Annotated in this window: 17 protein-coding genes and 5 pseudogenes; 1 reads left to right on the top strand and 21 read right to left on the bottom strand. The window is 54.3% G+C overall.

Annotated elements, in window-relative coordinates; genetic code table 11:
• Positions 1-47: 47 nt before the first annotated feature.
• Positions 48-632: an FMN-binding negative transcriptional regulator gene (locus E4Q23_RS02835; RefSeq protein ID WP_169065226.1), complete on the top strand. Its 585-nt coding sequence runs from the start codon at positions 48-50 to the stop codon at positions 630-632.
• A 4-nt stretch (positions 633-636) separates the two neighbouring features.
• Here the strand turns inward: E4Q23_RS02835 and E4Q23_RS02830 are convergent, their stop codons facing one another.
• The 21 genes and pseudogenes from E4Q23_RS02830 to E4Q23_RS23235 all read right to left on the bottom strand — a co-directional run bounded on the left by E4Q23_RS02830 (position 637) and on the right by E4Q23_RS23235 (position 18,551).
• Positions 637-939 (bottom strand): AzlD family protein, encoded by a 303-nt coding sequence (locus E4Q23_RS02830; protein ID WP_169065225.1) that lies wholly within the window; start codon positions 937-939, stop codon positions 637-639.
• Positions 936-1,685 carry an AzlC family ABC transporter permease gene (locus E4Q23_RS02825; RefSeq protein ID WP_169065224.1) on the bottom strand — a complete coding sequence of 250 codons (750 nt, stop codon included), beginning with the start codon at positions 1,683-1,685 and terminating at the stop codon, positions 936-938. Before E4Q23_RS02825 ends, E4Q23_RS02830 begins: the two co-directional genes overlap by 4 nt.
• A 26-nt stretch (positions 1,686-1,711) precedes the next feature.
• Positions 1,712-3,811, bottom strand: a complete 2,100-nt coding sequence (locus E4Q23_RS02820; protein ID WP_169065223.1) for an acyltransferase family protein — start codon at positions 3,809-3,811, stop codon at positions 1,712-1,714.
• A gap of 96 nt (positions 3,812-3,907) precedes the next feature.
• Positions 3,908-4,168, bottom strand: coding sequence for a hypothetical protein (locus tag E4Q23_RS02815; RefSeq protein WP_169065222.1), 261 nt, complete (start codon positions 4,166-4,168; stop codon positions 3,908-3,910).
• Between the two features lie 6 nt (positions 4,169-4,174).
• On the bottom strand, positions 4,175-6,280 hold the full coding sequence (metG, locus tag E4Q23_RS02810) for a methionine--tRNA ligase (protein WP_169065221.1): 2,106 nt from the start codon (positions 6,278-6,280) through the stop codon (positions 4,175-4,177).
• A gap of 245 nt (positions 6,281-6,525) precedes the next feature.
• On the bottom strand, positions 6,526-8,445 hold the full coding sequence (locus tag E4Q23_RS02805) for a polysaccharide biosynthesis protein (RefSeq protein ID WP_248595204.1): 1,920 nt from the start codon (positions 8,443-8,445) through the stop codon (positions 6,526-6,528).
• Positions 8,446-8,566: 121 nt separating this feature from the next.
• Complete coding sequence (locus tag E4Q23_RS02800) at positions 8,567-9,421, bottom strand: NAD-dependent epimerase/dehydratase family protein (RefSeq protein ID WP_169065220.1); 855 nt, start codon at positions 9,419-9,421, stop codon at positions 8,567-8,569.
• Positions 9,414-10,307, bottom strand: a complete 894-nt coding sequence (locus tag E4Q23_RS02795; RefSeq protein ID WP_169065219.1) for a glycosyltransferase family 2 protein — start codon at positions 10,305-10,307, stop codon at positions 9,414-9,416. The genes E4Q23_RS02800 and E4Q23_RS02795 overlap by 8 nt, the downstream gene beginning before the upstream one ends.
• Positions 10,304-10,546, bottom strand: coding sequence for a hypothetical protein (locus tag E4Q23_RS24755; RefSeq protein ID WP_336511590.1), 243 nt, complete (start codon positions 10,544-10,546; stop codon positions 10,304-10,306). The genes E4Q23_RS02795 and E4Q23_RS24755 overlap by 4 nt, the downstream gene beginning before the upstream one ends.
• 56 nt (positions 10,547-10,602) lie before the next feature.
• Positions 10,603-11,263, bottom strand: a pseudogene (locus E4Q23_RS02790) (glycosyltransferase family 2 protein).
• A 27-nt stretch (positions 11,264-11,290) separates the two neighbouring features.
• Positions 11,291-11,836: pseudogene (locus tag E4Q23_RS02785) on the bottom strand (glycosyltransferase family 4 protein); the annotation flags it as partial.
• Positions 11,837-11,843: 7 nt separating this feature from the next.
• The gene (locus E4Q23_RS25075; protein WP_169065217.1) at positions 11,844-12,287 is read right to left on the bottom strand and encodes a glycosyltransferase; all 444 of its coding nucleotides are present in this window, start codon (positions 12,285-12,287) and stop codon (positions 11,844-11,846) included.
• Positions 12,288-12,475: 188 nt separating this feature from the next.
• Positions 12,476-13,207 (bottom strand): annotated as a pseudogene (locus E4Q23_RS02775) (NAD-dependent epimerase/dehydratase family protein); the annotation flags it as partial.
• Between the two features lie 132 nt (positions 13,208-13,339).
• A pseudogene (locus tag E4Q23_RS02770) lies at positions 13,340-14,050 on the bottom strand (sugar phosphate nucleotidyltransferase).
• A 9-nt stretch (positions 14,051-14,059) separates the two neighbouring features.
• Positions 14,060-15,061: pseudogene (locus tag E4Q23_RS02765) on the bottom strand (NAD-dependent 4,6-dehydratase LegB).
• Between the two features lie 36 nt (positions 15,062-15,097).
• Positions 15,098-16,381 carry a glycosyltransferase family 4 protein gene (locus tag E4Q23_RS02760; RefSeq protein ID WP_211203612.1) on the bottom strand — a complete coding sequence of 428 codons (1,284 nt, stop codon included), beginning with the start codon at positions 16,379-16,381 and terminating at the stop codon, positions 15,098-15,100.
• On the bottom strand, positions 16,272-16,715 hold the full coding sequence (locus E4Q23_RS02755) for a glycosyltransferase family 2 protein (RefSeq protein ID WP_169065215.1): 444 nt from the start codon (positions 16,713-16,715) through the stop codon (positions 16,272-16,274). The genes E4Q23_RS02760 and E4Q23_RS02755 overlap by 110 nt, the downstream gene beginning before the upstream one ends.
• Complete coding sequence (locus E4Q23_RS25070; protein ID WP_423753297.1) at positions 16,696-17,112, bottom strand: glycosyltransferase family 2 protein; 417 nt, start codon at positions 17,110-17,112, stop codon at positions 16,696-16,698. Before E4Q23_RS25070 ends, E4Q23_RS02755 begins: the two co-directional genes overlap by 20 nt.
• The gene (locus tag E4Q23_RS02745; RefSeq protein WP_169065213.1) at positions 17,063-17,680 is read right to left on the bottom strand and encodes a hypothetical protein; all 618 of its coding nucleotides are present in this window, start codon (positions 17,678-17,680) and stop codon (positions 17,063-17,065) included. Before E4Q23_RS02745 ends, E4Q23_RS25070 begins: the two co-directional genes overlap by 50 nt.
• A 296-nt stretch (positions 17,681-17,976) precedes the next feature.
• Positions 17,977-18,273, bottom strand: a complete 297-nt coding sequence (locus tag E4Q23_RS02740; RefSeq protein ID WP_211203611.1) for a class I SAM-dependent methyltransferase — start codon at positions 18,271-18,273, stop codon at positions 17,977-17,979.
• Positions 18,270-18,551 carry a hypothetical protein gene (locus E4Q23_RS23235; protein ID WP_211203610.1) on the bottom strand — a complete coding sequence of 94 codons (282 nt, stop codon included), beginning with the start codon at positions 18,549-18,551 and terminating at the stop codon, positions 18,270-18,272. The genes E4Q23_RS02740 and E4Q23_RS23235 overlap by 4 nt, the downstream gene beginning before the upstream one ends.
• Positions 18,552-18,566: the final 15 nt, after the last annotated feature.

Genomic DNA, 18,566 nt, shown 5'->3' with positions numbered 1-18,566 from the left:
GCCCTTGCGTCAGGCGTTCGGCGCGGTTCTTCACTCCAGGAAGAGGCATGTACATACCAAAGCACTTCGACGTCACTGACAGAGACGAAGTCTTGGCATTCATCGAAGCGAACGCTTTCGGGCAACTCGTTTCGTCTGTCGCGGGGCGACCGTTTTCCACGCATATGCCATTTCTCCTCAGTCAGGACATGACCACTTGCAGCGGACATCTGGCAAAGCAGAACCCGCAGCACCGCGAACTTGCCGGTCAACAGGTGCTGATCAGCTTGCAGGGGCCGCACGACTATATCTCGCCGTCCTGGTATGCCGCGCCCGGAGTTCCGACCTGGAATTACCAGGCGGTGCACATCTACGGCCAGTGCCGCGTGTTCAGCGACCACGAGAAGCTGAAAACAGTCGTCGATGCGCTGACGGCAAGATACGAGTCAGGCTTCGAGAAACCATGGTCTCCCGAATACAAGGCGTCGATGCTTGACGGAATCGTCGGTGTCGAAGTAGCGGTGAGCGAGATCCAGTGCAAGTACAAACTGAGCCAGAATCGCTCTCGACAAGACCGGCTGCAGGTGACCGAGCAGCTCGAAAAGCTCGGCTCGACTGACCTGGCTGCGGCAATGCGGCGCAATCAAGCGTAAATAATCAGAAGAAGGCTCTGAGCGCGACCACTGCGGCGACGCCAATGGCCACGACGGCGATCATCGGCAAACGCAGGAAGGCCGCGGCGGCGGTGATCACGGCGGCGATGGTTTCGGCCGGCCCGGTGGCGAGCACGGTTGGCGCAATGACGGCCATCAATACGGCCGGCGGCAGCGCGTCGAGAGCTGCCTTGAGCCGCCCTCTGACGCGGACACCGCGCATCAAATAGAGGCCGCCGATGCGCGTAAGATAAGTGACGGTCGCCATGGCGAAGATGGTCGCAACGGTGAGCAGATCATCGCTCATGCGCTGCCCACGTCTTCAGCCGCTCTGTCGCCAGCGTTTTGCCCGCCCTGAGCATCCTCTTCGTCGCTGTGCAGGATCGCTGCGACGATGACCCCTGCCACGCCACCGATGACGATGTACCAGGCACCCGGGATCGTCAGCTTGGCAATTGCCGCGGCGAGCGCACTCGTGGCGAGAACTGCGCCGGTGCGCGGGCCTTTCCAGAAACCGGCGAGAATGGCGATGAACAGCGCCGAAAAGGCGAAATCGAAGCCATAGACCGCCGGGTCACCGAGCGAACGCCCGGCGATGGCGCCGGCCAGCGAGGAGGAAGTCCATACCAGCCACATCGGCACGGCGACACCAAAGTAATAGGCCGGCCGCAGCGGCTCGACCAGCACCCTGCGCTCGGCGAAGGCCCAGCTTTCGTCTGTCATCAGGAACATCGCAACGAGGCCGCCGGGGCCGGAAAAATTGCCGAGGTGCCGCTGCAGCGAGGCACCCATCAGCAGATGCCGGACATTGACGATGAAAGTGGTGACCACGATCAGCAGCAGCGGCACCGGATCGCGCCACATATCAAGGGCGACAAACTGCGCGGCCCCGGCAAAAACGGTGGCACTGGTCAGCCAGGCCTCGAAGGGCGTGAAGCCTTTGCCAGCCGCCAGCGTTCCCCACAACAGGCCGATCGGCACTGCGGCGGCGAGGACGGGAAGGATGTCGAAGACGCCGCGACGAAAATCGGCGGCTCGCGAAGAGATGGGCATGCGTTCTCCAGAGAGGTCGGGGCGGATCAGTCGCCGCTTGCCGACGGCCCACTAAGAGTTTCACTGGGCGCTGGCGCGGTTGGCGCACCACGCACCCAAGCGAGATCGGCGGCTAGATAGCGTCCGAGATCCGTGGCTGCCGCTTTTGTAAGGTGGTCGGCATCATGGTAGAGGACTTTTCCATCGCGCGAGGCATAACAGGTCTGTGCGTCACAGAAGAAATCCATCAGTTGGATCAAGCGTACGTCACGATGCCGAGCCACGACCTCGGCCAATGCCATCCTCGTATCGTCCAACAGTTCGTCGTTGAGTGCACGCGGCGCATGGCAGTCCGCTTCTCCTCTTAAAGCCAGGCATTGCGGCGCGGAATAGACTAGCTGTGGAGTCGGCGCGATCACCAGGACGCGCAGGCCGATACTCTCAAGCGTACCGAGAGTCCTCTCCAGACTGGTCTGCATTTGGGCACGTAGCTGCGCAAGTCTTTCCGAATCGAGTTCCAGGGCGCCCCTCTGTTGATCGATGGTGGCGAAACTCCGATGACCAAAGTGGAGGGGCCATCGCGCAGAAATAACCACCCCTTCAAGCCCGATTTCCCGCAATGCCAGAATTTCCTGAAGAGCACGCTGATTGAACTCATTGCAGGACTTGAACGGGGTCAACTTCTCGGATTCAGGACCGAACAGCGGCACACACCTGGGCATCGTGAGTTCATACACGGCAACATCCGGAAACGCCGCGGTCAGCATCGGTAAGAAGTGATGCGCGTGCGAATCGCCCCACAAGAGGAGCTTCGGCTGCTGCTTATGCGGGCCGTAAGTGCACTCGTCCAGCGGCAGATCGGCTACTGGCGGACGCTCAGGCTGCGAACATGCTGCCACGAAAGAAGGACGATCAGCGCGCGCGGTCTTGATCCACTGATACGCGTCAGCGGACTGCTGATGATGACGCCACGCCCATAGTCCAGCGGATAGCGAGAGCGTCAGCAGACAAATTGCGCCGCCAGTAAACAAGGTCGCACGGATGCTGCGAAAAGGCCCTCTCCGATACATCCGGGCCGGACGCTCGATCCACACGTAGGTAAGCCAGGCGAGCACCAGGGCGGCTGTTATCGCCAACGCATTTGCGGCCAGACTCCTGGCACCCAGGCTGTAGATTCTATAAAAAGACAACAGTGGCCAGTGCCACAGATACCACGAGTACGACAACAGGCCAATGAACACCAATGGCCGGGAAGCCAACACGCGGCGTACGATGCCATGTTCATTCGCAGTCATGCCGATAATCAGCAAGGCCGTACCGCATACCGGAAAAATGGCCGCCGACCCCGGAAACGGCGTGCCGTCGTTGAACATCACGACGGAGTAGACAATCAGCACCAGGCCGAGCACTGCAAACCCTTCCCCCCACGACCTCAGGCGCGCACACAAGGCACTTCCCGCCAGTCCGACGACGCCACCGATGGCGAACTCCCAAACGCGGGCTGGCAGGAGGTAAAAGGAAAAGCTCTGCTGCTCCGGCGTCATCCCGATGGACACGGCAAGCGATATCAGAGACATCACGCCCAGAGCCCAAACGACACGTGCGCGCATCGTCGATTCTGTGGCCGTTCCTCGGAAAAAGCGGAAAACCAGCAGCATCAGAAGAGGCCAGATCAGGTAATACTGCTCCTCTACTGCCAGCGACCACGTATGCAGCAAGGGCATGGTGAACGACGGCGCGTCGAAATAGCCTCCCGTCGTGGTGAAGAAAAAGAAATTTGACGCGAAAAAAGCCACAGCCATCGCCGAACGAGCCAGGGAACGCTGCTCATCCGATGCTGGAGGCATCACGAAGGCGCCAAGCAACAAGCTCACCGCGACCACGATCAGAGCAGCGGGCAGCAAACGGCGGACGCGCCGCGCATAGAAGGCGCTCAAGCTGAGGCGGCCGGTAGCGGCGGCCTCGTTGAACAGCAGGGCAGTGATCAGAAAGCCTGAAATGACGAAAAAGACGTCAACGCCAACGAAGCCGCCGGGAAAGCCGGGGAAACCTGCGTGATAGAAAACCACGGCAATGATGGCGATGGCCCGTAAGCCATCGATGTCAGGGCGATATCTGCTGGGAGTTTTCTGACTTTGCGGAGTCATTCGAACTGCAATCTCATCGACGGGTAAGGTGACAATTCAAGGCCGAAGACCGCGACATCGCGATTCACTCAGGCCGCATGTTTGCCAGCCGAGACATCAAGACTTGTCAGCGCCGCTTCCCTCCGGCGGTTTGGCCAGCTCACCGAGCATTTGCGCGGTAGCCCAGAGCATCAGGGCGACGCCGGCGACGACGGTCAGCAGCGCGGCCGGCGTACTGGTTGGGAAGTCGGGGATGAACAGCGTCTGGCCTCTGGCCAGCCACATTGCGCCGCTCGCTAGAACGACAATCCCGGCGGCGTCGAGCAGCGCGAAGAAAAGCACGCGCAGGGTGACGCGCGGACGCTGACGACCGGACATCGTGGCCTACTTGACGCGCATGCCGGCTTGCGCACCGGCGTCGGGCGAAAGCAGGAAGATGCCAGGGGGCTGGCCATCCGCATCGGACGCGGCGAGGACCATACCTTCGGAGAGGCCGAACTTCATCTTGCGTGGCGCCAGATTGGCGACCATCACCGTCATACGCCCGACCAGCGCCGACGGCTCGTAAGCGGCCTTGATGCCGGCGAAAACCTGCCGCGTACCGAGCGCGCCGATATCGAGAACGAGGCGAACGAGTTTGTCGGCGCCTTCGACATGCGAGGCCTCGACGATGCGCGCAATACGCAGATCGACGTTGAGGAACTGGTCCATGCCTATGTGCGGTCCTGCTTCTGGCCCGACGGCCGCCTGGGCAACGGCCACAGCGGCGGCTTTCTCCTGCTGCTCGGCATGTTTTTGCGGCGCCGGCTGGGGCGCGGCGGCCAGCGAGTCGCGGTTGGCTTCGACCAGCGCATCGACCTGCTTCTTCTCGACTCGTGTCAGCAGGTGCTGATAGGGATTGATCGCGTGCCCGGCGGCAAGCACGCTGTCGCCGTCGTCCCAGACGAAAGGGGCGACGTTGAGAAAAGCTTCGACCTTGGCAGCAAGCGCGGGCAACACCGGCTTGAGCAGAATGGCGAGCAGACGGAAGAGGTTGAGGGCATTGCTGCACGCTGCCTGCAGTTCATTCTCGCGACCTTCCTGGCGGGCCAGCTCCCACGGCTTGACGCTGTCGACGTACTGATTGGCGGTGTCGGTGAGGGCCATGATTTCACGAATTGCCTTGCTGAATTCGCGCGCCTCGTAATGATCGGCAATCACACTACGGCGACTGCGGATGGCCTCGATGGCGGGCAGTGATTCATCGCACGGGCAGAGCTGACCAGCGAAACGCTTGACGATGAAGCCCGCCGCGCGGCTGGCGATGTTGACGAACTTGCCGACCAGGTCGGAGTTGACGCGCGCGATGAAGTCGTCGAGATTGAGGTCGATGTCTTCCATCGAGCTCGACAGCTTGGCGGCGTAGTAGTAGCGCAGCCACTCCGGGTTGAGGCCCTGCGCCAGATAGCTCTCGGCGGTGATGAAAGTGCCGCGCGACTTCGACATCTTGGCGCCATCGACGGTCAGGAAACCGTGCGCGAAAACCTTGGTCGGCGTCCGGTAGCCGGCATGCTGCAGCTCGGCCGGCCAGAACAAGGCATGGAAGTAGAGGATATCCTTGCCGATGAAGTGATAGAGCTCGGCGGTCGACTCGGGTCCCCAGTAGGCAGCAAAGTCGAGCCCCTCGCGAGCGCAGAGATTCTTGAAAGCGCCCATGTAGCCAATCGGTGCGTCGAGCCAGACGTAGAAATACTTGCCTGGCGCATCGGGAATCTCGAAACCGAAGTACGGCGCCTCGCGCGAGATGTCCCAATCGGTCAGCTTGTTCTCGCCGACCTCGCCCAGCCACTCCTGCAACTTGTTCGCCGCCTCGCTCTGCAAGCGCCCTTCGCCCTGCGTCCAGCGGCGCAGAAAACCCTGACAGCGAGGATCGGAAAGCTTGAAGAAATAGTGCTCCGACGGCCTGAGCTCGGGCTTGGCGCCAGAGACCGCCGAATAGGGGTTTTTCAGCTCGTTCGCCGTGTAGGCTGCCCCGCAGCTTTCGCAGTTGTCACCGTACTGGTCGGGCGCGCCGCACTTCGGGCATTCACCCTTGATGTAGCGATCGGGAAGGAACATCTGCTTGAGCGGATCGTAATACTGCTCGATGACTCGCGTTTCGATCAGATTGGCGGCGCGCAGCCGTGCGTACAGTTCGTTGGCGCAGGAACGCGTCTCTTCGGAATGGGTCGTGTAATAGTTGTCGAAAGCAACGTGGAAGCCCGCGAAGTCGCGCGTGTGCTCGCCATGCACGCGTTCGATCAGCGCCTCCGGCGTGATCCCCTCGCCCTCGGCGCGCAGCATGATCGGCGTGCCATGGGTGTCGTCGGCACAGACGTACCAGCACTCATGGCCGCGCATTTTCTGAAAGCGCACCCAGATGTCGGTCTGAATGTACTCGACCAGATGACCGAGGTGAATTGCGCCGTTGGCATACGGCAGGGCGGAAGTGACGAGGATCTGACGGCTCATTGGGCGGGGGCGCAGGCGGGGCAAAGCGGCATTCTATCAAACGCTCGGCGCTTATTTCGGGAGCGGTGAGATGAACGCTGCTTTATTGCCGCCATTGCCATCCTGGATGGCGTTACTGCGTTCGCCATGACGGCGCCAGCCCAAAGCCCGTCACGGCAAGGAGCGTCGCTGTGTGACAAGCCATCGGTCCGGCCATCTGCAAGGCTGATGGCGTTGGCGATCTGGTTTGGCCGGTGTGGCTAGGGCTAGACTTCGGCGATATTCGCACCACCTTCGCCGCTCTGCTGATCGCCGGCAATGTGCATCACGAGCGCCCGCACGGTAGCCTCGTTACGTGCCTTCAGCGCCGTTCTCAACTGCTCGACGAGGTCGTCCAGCGTTTCCTGGTCGAGCGATGGCTCGTCGGCCTTCATGATCTTGGGATGCGAGGTGCCAACCCCGTTGCTACTGGCAATAAGCAGTTCCTCGTAGAGCTTTTCGCCCGGGCGCAGGCCGGTGAGGATGATCTCGATATCCCCCTCGGGAGTGGCCTCGTCGCAAACCTTGTAGCCGGCGAGGCGGATCATGTTGCGGGCCAGGTCGAGGATGCGTACAGGCTCGCCCATGTCGAGCAGGAAGATCTCGCCGCCACTCGCCAGGCTACCGGTTTGGATCACCAGTTGCACTGCTTCGTGGATGGACATGAAGTAACGGGTAACTTCCGCGTCGGTCACCGTCACCGGACCGCCTTGTGCGATCTGCTCCTTGAACAGCGGGATGACCGACCCGGAGGAACCGAGGACGTTGCCAAAGCGTACGGCGCAGAATCGCTGGCCGGTGGCGCGCGCGGCGGCTTGCCGGGCAAGGCCCTGGACGACCAACTCTGCCCAGCGCTTGCTGGCGCCCATGATGTTGGTCGGGCGCACCGCCTTGTCGGTGGAAATCAGGACGAAGGTTTCGACTCCCGCGTCGAACGCGGCATTGGCCAGGGCCAGGGTGCCGAGAACGTTGTTGCGCGCCCCTTCCAGGACGTTGGCCTCGACCATTGGCACGTGTTTGTACGCCGCGGCGTGGTAGACGGTGGCGATCCTGTGCTTCACCAAAAGACGTGACACCAGAGCGGCGTCACCGACCGAGCCTAGGCAGGGCACCAACTCGCAGCCGAGGACCGATTGCAGAATGCGGTGGATCTGGTACAGCGCGTGCTCGCTGGCGTCGAGCAGGATAAGGCTGCCTGGCTGCAAGGCAGCGATCTGCCGACACAGCTCCGAGCCAATCGACCCCCCGGCACCGCTGACCAGTACCGCCTTGCCGGTAATGCAACGGCCGAGCAGGGTCGGGTCGGCGGCCACCGGGTCGCGACCCAGCAGGTCGCCAATGTCGACCTCGCGGACCATATTCACCAGATGTCGTCCATTGGCGATGTCGGTCAGCGCCGGCAGGATGCGCACACGTACCGCGTAGTGTTCCAGAGAGGCCACCACTTCACGCCGCCTGGCGCTAGAAGCTGACGGCAAGGTGACGATTACGTCATGGATATCGAAACGTTCGAGCAGAGTCGGCAGATGCTCGGGTGGATAGACGCGCAGTCCACCGACATCCTTGCCATGCAAACTCCGGTCGTCGTCGAGAAAGCCCGCGGGAAAAAGGTCGCGCCCTCGTCGCAGAGACTCGGCCAGTTGACGGCCAGCGTTGCCCGCGCCGTAGATCAAAACCTGCTTGCCGGAAAAACGGCTGCGGGTCGGCAACCACAGCAGCCAGCGCGCGCCGAAACGCGAACCGGCCACCAGCGCGAAGCCGAGCAGCCAGTAGAGGAAAGGCACCGCCCTCGGGACGCCTTCCAGGCCGGTCATTTGGGTCATGAAAGCCAGAACGGCCCACAACAGTGCGGCCAGTGACATGCCTTTGAGTATCGACCACAAGGCCTGCTCGCCGAGGTAGCGAATGACCGAACGGTAAAGTCCCATCTTTAGGAAAACCGGCATCGCCAGGAGCGGTGCAACGATCATCAACAGGACCTGCGAACGGTTCGGTACGAACCATTCGCCCAGGCGAATGACATACGCCACCCAGACGGCAAACGCTAACAGTAGCGCATCAGCGACCAGCATCAGAGCCTGCTTGGTCGGCCGCGCCATCAACACCAAGTGCTTGGAGACGCGGTCGGGAACACGTGGGCAAGTCATCGCGGTGAGTTCCCACGCTCCACTGCCGAGCCTCTCGCGGGTGCTATCCGAAGCATGGCCTGGCAAAGGGACAACGGTCCAAAAGTGGCGTTGTCGTGCGAGGCCTGCAAGACGCCGATGCTCATCTCGGAAAGTCCTCGCGCGTCAGCGCAAAGCGTCGCGGCGCGAACGCGAGGTCCCGAACCGCGTCGCTGTGATCAAATACTAGATCGCCATTCATCCGCTCTGCCATCGCCGCCGACCAATGTCGATAGCGTGGCAGGCAGCGCAACAATGCCACTGCGAGAGAGAATGCCCACAGCGGTACGGCGAGCAAGCGTGCCGGCCGGCCAAGCGCCAAAAATACGCGCGCGACCATGTCGCGGTAGCTCAGTGTCTCGCCGCCTGAAATGTTGTAAGCGCGGTTCGCCGCGCGGGGCGCCTGTACGGCCGCGAGACAGGCGCCCGCAACGTCCCCAGCATGTATTGGCTGGCGCAAACCAATGGCCTCGCCCAACAACGGGAAGAACCCAAAACGGCGAATGAAACGCATCATCTCGGCTATGTTCTTATCCTGCCCCAAGCCATAGATCAGCGTCGGGCGAAGAATGACCCATTCAACGCCACGGTGCTCCGCCCAGGCCCGCAGACGAGCCTCCGCTTCAATAAGGCGAGCCGCGACGGCCGCCTCTAGCAAATCGCCAGAGCTAACTTTCGTGAATCGGCTCGTGGAAGAGAGCGCCACGATGCGCCGGGCGCCGCTAGCCTCGAAAAGTGGAAAATAGTCCGGCAACACCCAAATCGGCGCCACGCAGATCCAGCTGACAGCCTGCTCGGCAGCAGCGCACGGCAATAGCAGCCATTTCATCTCGGGAATTTCGTGCTGAGGCTGACGGGAATAGGCAAGGATTTTCCAGTCATCTTCCATCAGGCGCCGCAACAAGCATTGCCCGACCAAACTTCGCGCACCAAGAATAGCGACTTTGCGATCACCCATCACGTCGTCTCAATCGAGCAAGCCCTTGTTTGAAAAGGGTGTAAGTTGCCACTGTAAAGAACCGCAACCACACACCCAGCACCACCAGCCACCACAGCGGCGCCGGGTACTGATCGCGAAAGAACTTCCCGTAATACCGTACCATTCCCTTGTGCTTGTGCCACTCCACGAACAGACGGCGGTGATGACTACAGGCTCCCAAGGCATGGGCTATACGGGCGCCTGGCACGAACCAGATCTGCCAGTTGTGCTGCTGGAAGCGCATGCACCAGTCAAGATCTTCGCAGTGCAGAAAATAGCCTTCATCCCAAAGGCCGACATCCTCCAGTGCCTCGCGCTTCACCAGCATGCATGCGCCAGAAATGGCCTCCACCTCTACAGGTCCATCAGGCAAAGGTTTCTTGTGCAGATGGAAGTCGTAGAAGAGCTTCGGCCAGCGTTCAGCAAGACGATACAAGCCAAACGCTCGAACAAACGCACGCCAGGGCGTAGGCACCGCCCGTCGCCCGCCGCCCTGCTCAGATCCGTCTGAGTTGACCAACAGGCCACCCACCATCCCCACGCGCTCGCCAGACTGCAACGCTTCCAGCAAAATTGCGATTGCGGAGGGCTGGAAATAACAATCAGGATTCAGAAAAAGCAACAACGGGGCAGCAGCAGTCTTCAGTCCAATATTGCAGCCCGCCGCAAACCCCACATTGGCAGGGTTGCGAAGCACACGCAGTCGCCCAGATTCGGGCATACCATTCAGACTGTCATCGGTTGAAGCGTTATCGACCACAATCACTTCAATCCTCTGCGGACAAGCCATCAACGCATCCACGCAGCCGCGCAGCAGGGCGCCGGCATTGTAATTGACAATGATGGCAGAAATCGTGTGGCTCATGCTTTTCTTCTTAACGGTAGAAATCGCTTATCCAGGACGCGCCAGACATCGCCAATTGAAGCAAGCCGTGCTTTTTGAATCTGCTGCCGTTTGCGCCACATTTTCGGAAAGCCCAACAAGGCATCGCGTTTCGCTCGCAGAATCACCCGGCCCTGTCCGCGCAGTACGAACCAGACGATGCTCCCAAGATTCAAGGCCACATGCAAAGGCAACAACAACCAGAACAAGATACCCGGCATATTTTTTTTCGAAGACCCACACTAGGTTTCGATGCCCGTGATACACAGAGAAATCGCTATGCTGCCCGCCTGTCGTACCCGAGCCGACATGATGCGCCACTGATTCCGGAACATAGAGGCTCCGGTAGCCAGCCAAGCGCAAGCGAAAGCCGAGATCGACATCTTCGACGTAACAAAAAAAAATCTTCGTCGAAACCACCCACTTCGAGCAGTGCGCTACGGCGATAGAGAGCTGCCGCTGCACACGGGGAGAATATCTCGCACGCGCATTCGCTCAGAGCCGACACAGGAAACTTGTGCGCAGTGCGCCACAACCGTCCACTGATGTGATAGGCGTCGCCAATCCCATCAAGTAAATTCGAATCGGCGGCATTGAACAACTTGCTGCCGAATGCATCGAATTCACGATTACATTTTGCGCCCGCCAGCAGCTCTTCCAGCCAGCGCGGGTCCGCGAATGCATCGGGGTTGATAAGGGCAACCCATTCCGACGCTTTCGATGCCGCCTCGATGGCCAAATTATTTCCACGCGCAAAACCAGAATTTTCGTCGAGGGCGATTAAACGCACCGAAGAAAAAGCGCCGGACAATATCTAGTGAACCATCAGAGCTTGCGTTGTCGAGTAGAATGATCTCATGCGGCTTGACTGTCTGGGAAATCAATGCAGCCAGACATTTCTCAAGATATTGCTCTCCATTCCAATTGACAACGATCACCGTAACCTTATCTGGCAACAACCTCACCTACTGCGATAGCGTTTCATTTATACAATATTCAATCTGAGCGTTACTAACATTCAAATTGAATTTATTCCTTACAACTTCGTTCGCAGCCTTTGCAATATTCTCCAGCAACCTCTTGTCACAAATAACTCCAGCCAAGCAGCTGGCCAACTTCTCCGCGTCACCGGCCTGAAATAGGAATCCACTTGATCCATCTTCAATCATTTCAGGGATGCCACCCACATTAGATGCAACAACTGGAACTCCCAATGAAAATGCTTCCAGTATCACCGTCGGCAAAGCCTCGTCGAATGAGGGAACCAATAATAGGTCGAGCGTGTCGATGAATTCTACTGAATCGGGAACAGCGCCAATAAATTTTACAAAACCAATTAAAGACGCCTGGTTAACTTGCTCCCTTAATTTTTCAAAGTAAGTATCGTCCCCACTTACACCTGCAATAATTAGCTGAACTCCAACGCCTCTATCTATGAGAATTCGCATTGCTTCTATGGCAACATGCTGCCCTTTGTTTGGATTTATTGTGCCTACAATCCCGAGCAATACCGGCTTCTCACTTTTTTATTTTCTTCTTGCCGCCATTGTTCGTCGGCAGCACGCCGTTGTATATTACCTGCCCAGTTCGTTTAGTTATTGCCAATAGCACTCTATTTACATACTGTGACCCAACAATGATCTTTGCTGAAAAACAACACGCGAGCCTTAATCGCAATCGATGTTTGTGGGCCACATGCTGACCTTCATGCATATGAAGAATTACGGGAATTCTTAAACAACCTGCCAGCACAACCTCGCCAAAGTTGGCTATCGTGTTCGAATAAACCAAATCAGGTCGATCGAGCAATAGCAGCCTTATATATCGAAGGTAGTGAGTGGCTCTTCTATATAACTTTGTGGGAATGGCAATATTGCGCCTACTTTTCTCTGAAACGATTACTTCAACGTCATCTTGCGCGAGAACCTGTGTTAGCGGCCCAGGTCTTGAAAATAAAACCAAGAGTCTGTAATTAGTTTTTTTCTCTAAGATGCCTAACCAGCTTAACTAGAAATACTGGCGCCCCCGTATAAGAGCCTTCATTACTTACAAAGTGTATTTTTTTCATCTTCGCAAATGTGGCTTTGATCTCTAAATTCCAGCACGCCAGAATACGGCAACACATACCGAAAGCATCTGCCCTGAAGCACTCAGTTATTCTGTATCGACGCAACCTTGGAAATGTCAGCATATATCCTCGGCACATCAAATCCTTTCCGCCCTACAGACTCAGAACTCGCCTCAACAATGACATCTCCAGAAATTCCATCTTTGCTCAGCATTTCGATTAAAAGGGAACGCATTGTCTTGGGCAGACCGCTACCTACATTGTAGACCTCTCCAAGAGTTCCGCGCTCTGCGATTGCAATTAACTGAGTGGCAGCGTCCTCTATTCCAATGTAATCTCGCTCACTGCTGAGGTTGCCGAATTCAACCTTGGAAATCTGCTTGTTTTTGTAAGCCTGGATCATGGCCTCTGCTCTTCCATAAAATAGCCTTTGAGACAAACCTGGGACTGCCAAATTAAAAACCCGGGCGATCACAACGTCAATATTTGATGTGCGTGCATAGTATTTCGCCATCTCTGTTTGATAGTTTTTGGTCAAGCCATACACAGAAACAGGCCTGCATGGGAACGTTTCTGCTATCGGGTTGTCCTCGGCAAGAACAGCGCCGTATTCCGCAGCGCTACCAACAACGACGACTCGCGTATCCAACTTCTCCGACAAGATGCTATCGAAGAGATACTTGGCGCCAAGCGTATTTACTTGAAAGTCATTCTCAAACAACCCAGTAAAACTGCCAGCCAGGTGGAATATCAAACTTGGTTTGACTCTTGCTATTAGCTCTGTAACGGAACTAACATCGGTGATATCTCGAGAAAAGTAATCGGCACTCTCAACCTCAGACCTTCCAGTACCAACTACTGCTCCCTTGTATTTTTTTTTTCAGTATCGGCAACAAAACCTTGCCGAATCCACCATTCGCACCTGTCACCAAAATGGTCACGGAAACTATATCCCCAGTTTTTCTGCAAGTTGCTCAAAATTCTGATCGGCGTACTCGTAGTCATCAGCCCTTCCAATATCAAGCCAATAGCCATCGAATGGACTAATTCTAATGTTGCTCTTCTGACGAATACCATCAATCATAAGATTGTCAAATCCGTAGGCGCCCCCCCCTCGGCAACTTCTCTACCACACGCTTCGCGAGACAGTAGATACCCATGCTGACATCGAACATGATTCGTGGTTTCTCTTGAAACTCCTGCAATACCATATCCTGGTCGTACTTCAAAACGCCGAAATCGACTTCAGTTTCCCTCTTATAGACAGAAACCGAGACATCGGCTCTTGCAGCCACATGCGCATCAAAAAAACTTCCTGTAATCCAAATCGCATAGAATATCTCCATTCATAACCAAAAAAATCATCTGGGAGATCATCAATGAGTGTTAATGGGCCAATCGTACTTAGCGGCTCATCCTCTACAGAATAATCAAGCTTCAAACCCCATCGGCTCCCGTCCCCAAAGTACGCCATTATCAAATTGGAGAGATGATTGACCGCCAATGTAACGTGTGAAAACCCAGACTGTTTCAACTGCTGGAGAATCACCTCAAGGATCGAAATCTTACCACCAAGCGGAACCATCGGCTTTGGGATCAGCGTTGTATAAGGGCGAAGCCGTACGCCTTTGCCACCTGCGAGAATTACAGCTCTCATAATTCATCCTTAAATGTTGTAAAGCCAAGCCTTGTAGCGCGATAGATTCTCTGGCTTTCTAAACCAAGATACCGTTTCGTGCAGCCCGGCATATAGATCAAACTGCGGCCTCCACATGGTAAGTGATTTTATTTTTTTTTGCATCGCCAATCAAGCGGAATACTTCCGATTTTTCCGGGCGCAATCTTTCTTCCTCGACTACTAGTTTTGCATTTGGATTAATTTCAGATATAAGGTAATTCGCTACATCACCAACCGTATGTTCAGTTCCAGTTGCAATGTTTACTTCCTCGCCGACAGTTTCCTCTGATTCAGCCAACGCGATGAACCCACTCACAGTGTCAGTTACAAAATTGAAATCTCGCGTCGGCGTAAGGCTCCCAAGTTCTAATTCTGTTTTACCACTTAGCAACTGAGTAATAATTGTTGGGATTACTGCCCGCGCCGATTGCCGTGGGCCATAAGTATTGAAAGGCCGAACAATCACCACGGGCGTTTCAAATGACCTGAAGAAAGACTCCGCAAGCCTGTCGGCGCCAATTTTCGTGGCACTATATGGCGATTGCCCTTGGAACGGATGTTTTTCGTCAATTGGTGCGTACTGGGCTGTCCCATAAACTTCAGATGTTGATGTCACGAGCACTCTGCTTGTCCCCAGCAACTTGGCCGCCTGCAGCACATTCAATGTACCTTTGATATTTGTATCAATATAAGAATCTGGAGAATGATACGAAAACGGAATCGCAATCAAAGCCGCCAGATGAAAGACGACATCACAACCTTCCATAGCCTGCCGGACCCCATTGGGATCTCTTATATCACCCGCAAAAACATCCAACTTTCTTTGTTGCTCAAGTGAAAGTGTGTCTAGCCATCCCCAACTGTTAAAAGAGTTGTAAAAAAACGAATGCTTTTACATCGCAGCCGCGATCCAAAAAGTGCTTCCACCAAGTGGCTCCCAATGAAACCATCAGCGCCGGTAACTAAGACCTTTCTTCCTTTTAAATCCACATTTTTCTCCTGCACCTAACTCAACAATATTAAATCCTACACACCATGAACATTGGCGCTTCGATTCAATTGAATGACGTCACGCAAAGCAGCTTCATATTCACGATACGCCTGAACTGCGTCAAACTTACTTTCAGAAGTGCTTCTCGCAGCTATTTTTAGCTTCCCCAGCAGTGATCTATCCTGTGCCAAACCCCGGACTTTTTCAGCAAATATTTTTGCGTTACCGGCTGGCACCAAGTATCCATTGCGTCCATCTTCAATCAACTCTGACAGTGCTCCAACATTCGATGCTATTACCGGCACACCACAGGCCAAAGCCTCCATCACCACAAATGGGCGCCCATCAAAACGCGAAGGCAAAATCAAAACATCATATAGAGCAAGATACGCCTCAACGTCGTCTACAAGACCCATATAGTCAAATTTTACAGAGGATCGCAACAATTCTATTTGTTCTATTAGCTCATCCGACATAGGGCCTGCGCCGGTCATCACGAAACGTATATTAGGTATGCCATCGCATAATCTTGCGACTTCCAGGAAAACGTCTGGCCCCTTTTCTCTAGAAAGGCGGCCCGAGAACCCAACCACCAAGTCTCTCTCGACAATATCAAGTTTATCAATAAGAAACTGCGGCCTAGGTGTTGGCTGGAAATGAAGCAAATCAATTCCGCTGGACAATCTATTAATTTTATCGGCGGGCCATCCAGCCACATCTAGCAACCAAACAAAAACCTCCTGACTTTCTGCAAAAGCAAAAGAAATAAACCGCTTGTATTCGATGTGCGATTTAACATGCCCTTCGGTGTTAAACAACAAATCAACGACACAAAGACTTTCATTAGCTAACTCAATTTCCGGCAACATCTCGTAGACCAAACGACTTCCTGCATTCACAAGGCAGTCTGGCTTTCGGGATTTTATTAAGTATTTAATGAAATCCTCTCGCTCTTTCTGTTCAAGGAATTTTGTTAACTCATAAACTTCCGGAGTAATCTCCTTGAACCATTCAATGGTGCTGCCAAAGCTGGTGTTTTGCTCCAATGTCGTCACAACAACAATCCGCCAATCATTACTCGCCAAATACCGACACAAGCCACTCAGTAGACGCTCCGCACCACCCACCACTGAGAACGGAATTGCTAGAAGCAGTACCTTCTTGCCAACAGTTACTTGTTCATCGTAACTTACTGCCAGGGCGCTTTCCTCAGGATTGCATCGCAAATACCTGGACTGTTGCAGGGCGGAATTTTGAATTGCTTTTGGCGTAAGCAAACCCCGGTTTCTCTCCAGAATTGCGTTTTTTTTGATCTTCAATGCTCCTAACATCGGCAGCGCTACTGAGCGACCCTCCTGTATGCACACGATAGTTGAACAAATACTCTTTTGAAATATTTCGAATCCGGGCGCCTTTTGTTGCCAACCTTAACCAGAAATCCCAATCTTCAGCGACATGATGTTTTCCGATTCCCACATCGAAATAGCCCCCTGAGGACTCCCAAAGGTGCTTTCGAAAAACAGCGCAGGTAATTACATGATTTCCGTTCTCCATATCGTTCAGATCAGGATATTCCAGTGTATCAATATGCCCTTCTCGAGCACCAACAAAATTTATCGATGTAGATACAATGTCATATAGATAAGTCTCCAAATAGAAAACCGCTTTTTTCGAGATACGTGGGGTCTAAGGTATCATCGGCATCCAAGCAGCAAATATATCGACCTTTGGCTGTTTCTATCCCAAAATTCCGGTTGTCCCCAACAAGATGTTTCCCTTCCCTAAAATTGATTGTTGTTCTTGGGCGCTTTAATACTTTGAGCCTCTCGATGGTGGTGAGATCAGTTGACCCCCCATCGACAACAATTATTTCGACATTCTTAAGTGTTTGCGATAGAACACTGTCTATGGCACCAACGACAAACCTACCGTAGTTGAAACAAGGAATTACTACGCTGACCAAGGGTTGACCCGGACTGAGATGGGTAGGCGCTATTTGTTCAGGCACTTTTTTTTGGATCAATTCTCTTTGTCTTCTCTTTAGTAGCATATTTGATGGACGACCTAAGCGCAGTCACGTCACCTACTGCCAATAATTTCAGGCCTTTTCTGAACCTAATCCAAGTGAGCGCAGGCAGCACTACAGAAACAAGCACTCCTATTTTTGCAGAAACTAACCGTATCTTTGAGGCGAGCATTCGTAAAGGCCAGGCAATTCTCCATGAAGGCGAGTGATAGACAACATATAACTCTTCCTGAGCCGCATCACGCTCTGCTACTACCGCATCACGCTCTGCTACTACCGCATCACGCTCCGCTACTACCGCATCACGCTCCGCTAGTGCCGCATCACGCTCCGCTAGTGCCGCATCACGCCCCGCTACTACCGCATCACGCTCTGCCACTACCGCATCACGCTCCGCTACTGCAGCATTCGAATTATCTAAATGCCAAGTCTTTGCCTCCTCTACCTTTTTCAAATAATCTTCGGAACTCTGCTGCCGCCGAATAGCCCCCCCCCCACAAATCCAAGCACCTAGAAAGAAATGGGGGGAGTTGATCGTATTGAAACAGTTCCGGAACAAATGGGATGTGCTCTGGTTTTGCATCCGCAGCATGTATAACCTTGAGAAGCAGCTGCACTCGTCGCTCATCTTTTGGTAGCTTGGAGGGTTCTTCAAACATTATTCGGTTATACAGCTTTTTTATTCGACAAGCACTTGCGGCACTGGGCGTAACTATTCCGATGAAGGTAGAAGCATAATCGCGTATTATCAACTCACCACCCACCATTGGAATATTTAGCTCCTCACCGAATAAATAGTTAATACTCCTTGTCGTTGGATAGTAAAGATGCTCTAGAGAAGTATTAAACCAAGTGAAATTGCTATTGAACTCCGACACCAAAGGTACTTCAAAAAATTAAGACGCCATCGGGCTTAAGCATTTGCAGCGACACCTCAATCGCTTTTCGAAAATCGGTTACATGCTCAAATACCGCGATAGCAGTTATGGCATCGAAATACCCCGCGTATTTTGGGAATAAATCTCGCTCAAAAAATATCATTTCCAATAATCCTAACCCCCCCCCCACGCGGGCTCGTTCAGCTGAACTTTCGTTAACTTCTATTCCACTTATCTCGTAACCGCCACCCAGTGCCTTCAACAAAAAACCCGTTCGCACACCCGATATCAAGAACACGCCCATCATGTCGAATAATTTTTTACCAGTTCCGCAGCCCACAATACACCATGCTCCGAACTAACATCATAATCAGAGTACCCAGCATCTACGTCAATACCACAATTATCATAATAATTATTATTATTATAAATAATCATCGGGTCAAAAGGGAAGACTTCGAGCGCGCCCATTCCGCACTTTTTGGCATAGCAGGATTTCAATATCATCGCTGCGGCGCGCAAGTGGTGCAAATACATTCCCACCGCATATGTTACAAATTTCTGTTTTCCTATTTTTTGACACATCGACAGTTAGACATA

The organism is Candidatus Accumulibacter phosphatis, from assembly GCF_012939955.1.
GTDB classification, from domain to species: Bacteria; Pseudomonadota; Gammaproteobacteria; order Burkholderiales; family Rhodocyclaceae; genus Accumulibacter; species Accumulibacter delftensis.
The sequence above is the reverse complement of the archived record's forward strand: the minus strand, read 5'-3'. Positions and strand labels throughout refer to the sequence as shown.

Bases quoted from the DNA above. Each gene is read 5' to 3' on its own strand.
- E4Q23_RS02835 (WP_169065226.1), top strand. From the start codon at position 48: ATGTACATACCAAAGCACTTCGACGTCACTGACAGAGACGAAGTCTTG.
- E4Q23_RS02830 (WP_169065225.1), bottom strand. From the start codon at position 939: ATGAGCGATGATCTGCTCACCGTTGCGACCATCTTCGCCATGGCGACC.
- E4Q23_RS02825 (WP_169065224.1), bottom strand. From the start codon at position 1,685: ATGCCCATCTCTTCGCGAGCCGCCGATTTTCGTCGCGGCGTCTTCGAC.
- E4Q23_RS02820 (WP_169065223.1), bottom strand. From the start codon at position 3,811: ATGACTCCGCAAAGTCAGAAAACTCCCAGCAGATATCGCCCTGACATC.
- E4Q23_RS02815 (WP_169065222.1), bottom strand. From the start codon at position 4,168: ATGTCCGGTCGTCAGCGTCCGCGCGTCACCCTGCGCGTGCTTTTCTTC.
- metG (WP_169065221.1), bottom strand. From the start codon at position 6,280: ATGAGCCGTCAGATCCTCGTCACTTCCGCCCTGCCGTATGCCAACGGC.
- E4Q23_RS02805 (WP_248595204.1), bottom strand. From the start codon at position 8,445: ATGACTTGCCCACGTGTTCCCGACCGCGTCTCCAAGCACTTGGTGTTG.
- E4Q23_RS02800 (WP_169065220.1), bottom strand. From the start codon at position 9,421: ATGGGTGATCGCAAAGTCGCTATTCTTGGTGCGCGAAGTTTGGTCGGG.
- E4Q23_RS02795 (WP_169065219.1), bottom strand. From the start codon at position 10,307: ATGAGCCACACGATTTCTGCCATCATTGTCAATTACAATGCCGGCGCC.
- E4Q23_RS24755 (WP_336511590.1), bottom strand. From the start codon at position 10,546: ATGCCGGGTATCTTGTTCTGGTTGTTGTTGCCTTTGCATGTGGCCTTG.
- E4Q23_RS25070 (WP_423753297.1), bottom strand. From the start codon at position 17,112: ATGCTACTAAAGAGAAGACAAAGAGAATTGATCCAAAAAAAAGTGCCT.
- E4Q23_RS02745 (WP_169065213.1), bottom strand. From the start codon at position 17,680: ATGCTGCGGATGCAAAACCAGAGCACATCCCATTTGTTCCGGAACTGT.
- E4Q23_RS02740 (WP_211203611.1), bottom strand. From the start codon at position 18,273: ATGATGGGCGTGTTCTTGATATCGGGTGTGCGAACGGGTTTTTTGTTG.
- E4Q23_RS23235 (WP_211203610.1), bottom strand. From the start codon at position 18,551: ATGTGTCAAAAAATAGGAAAACAGAAATTTGTAACATATGCGGTGGGA.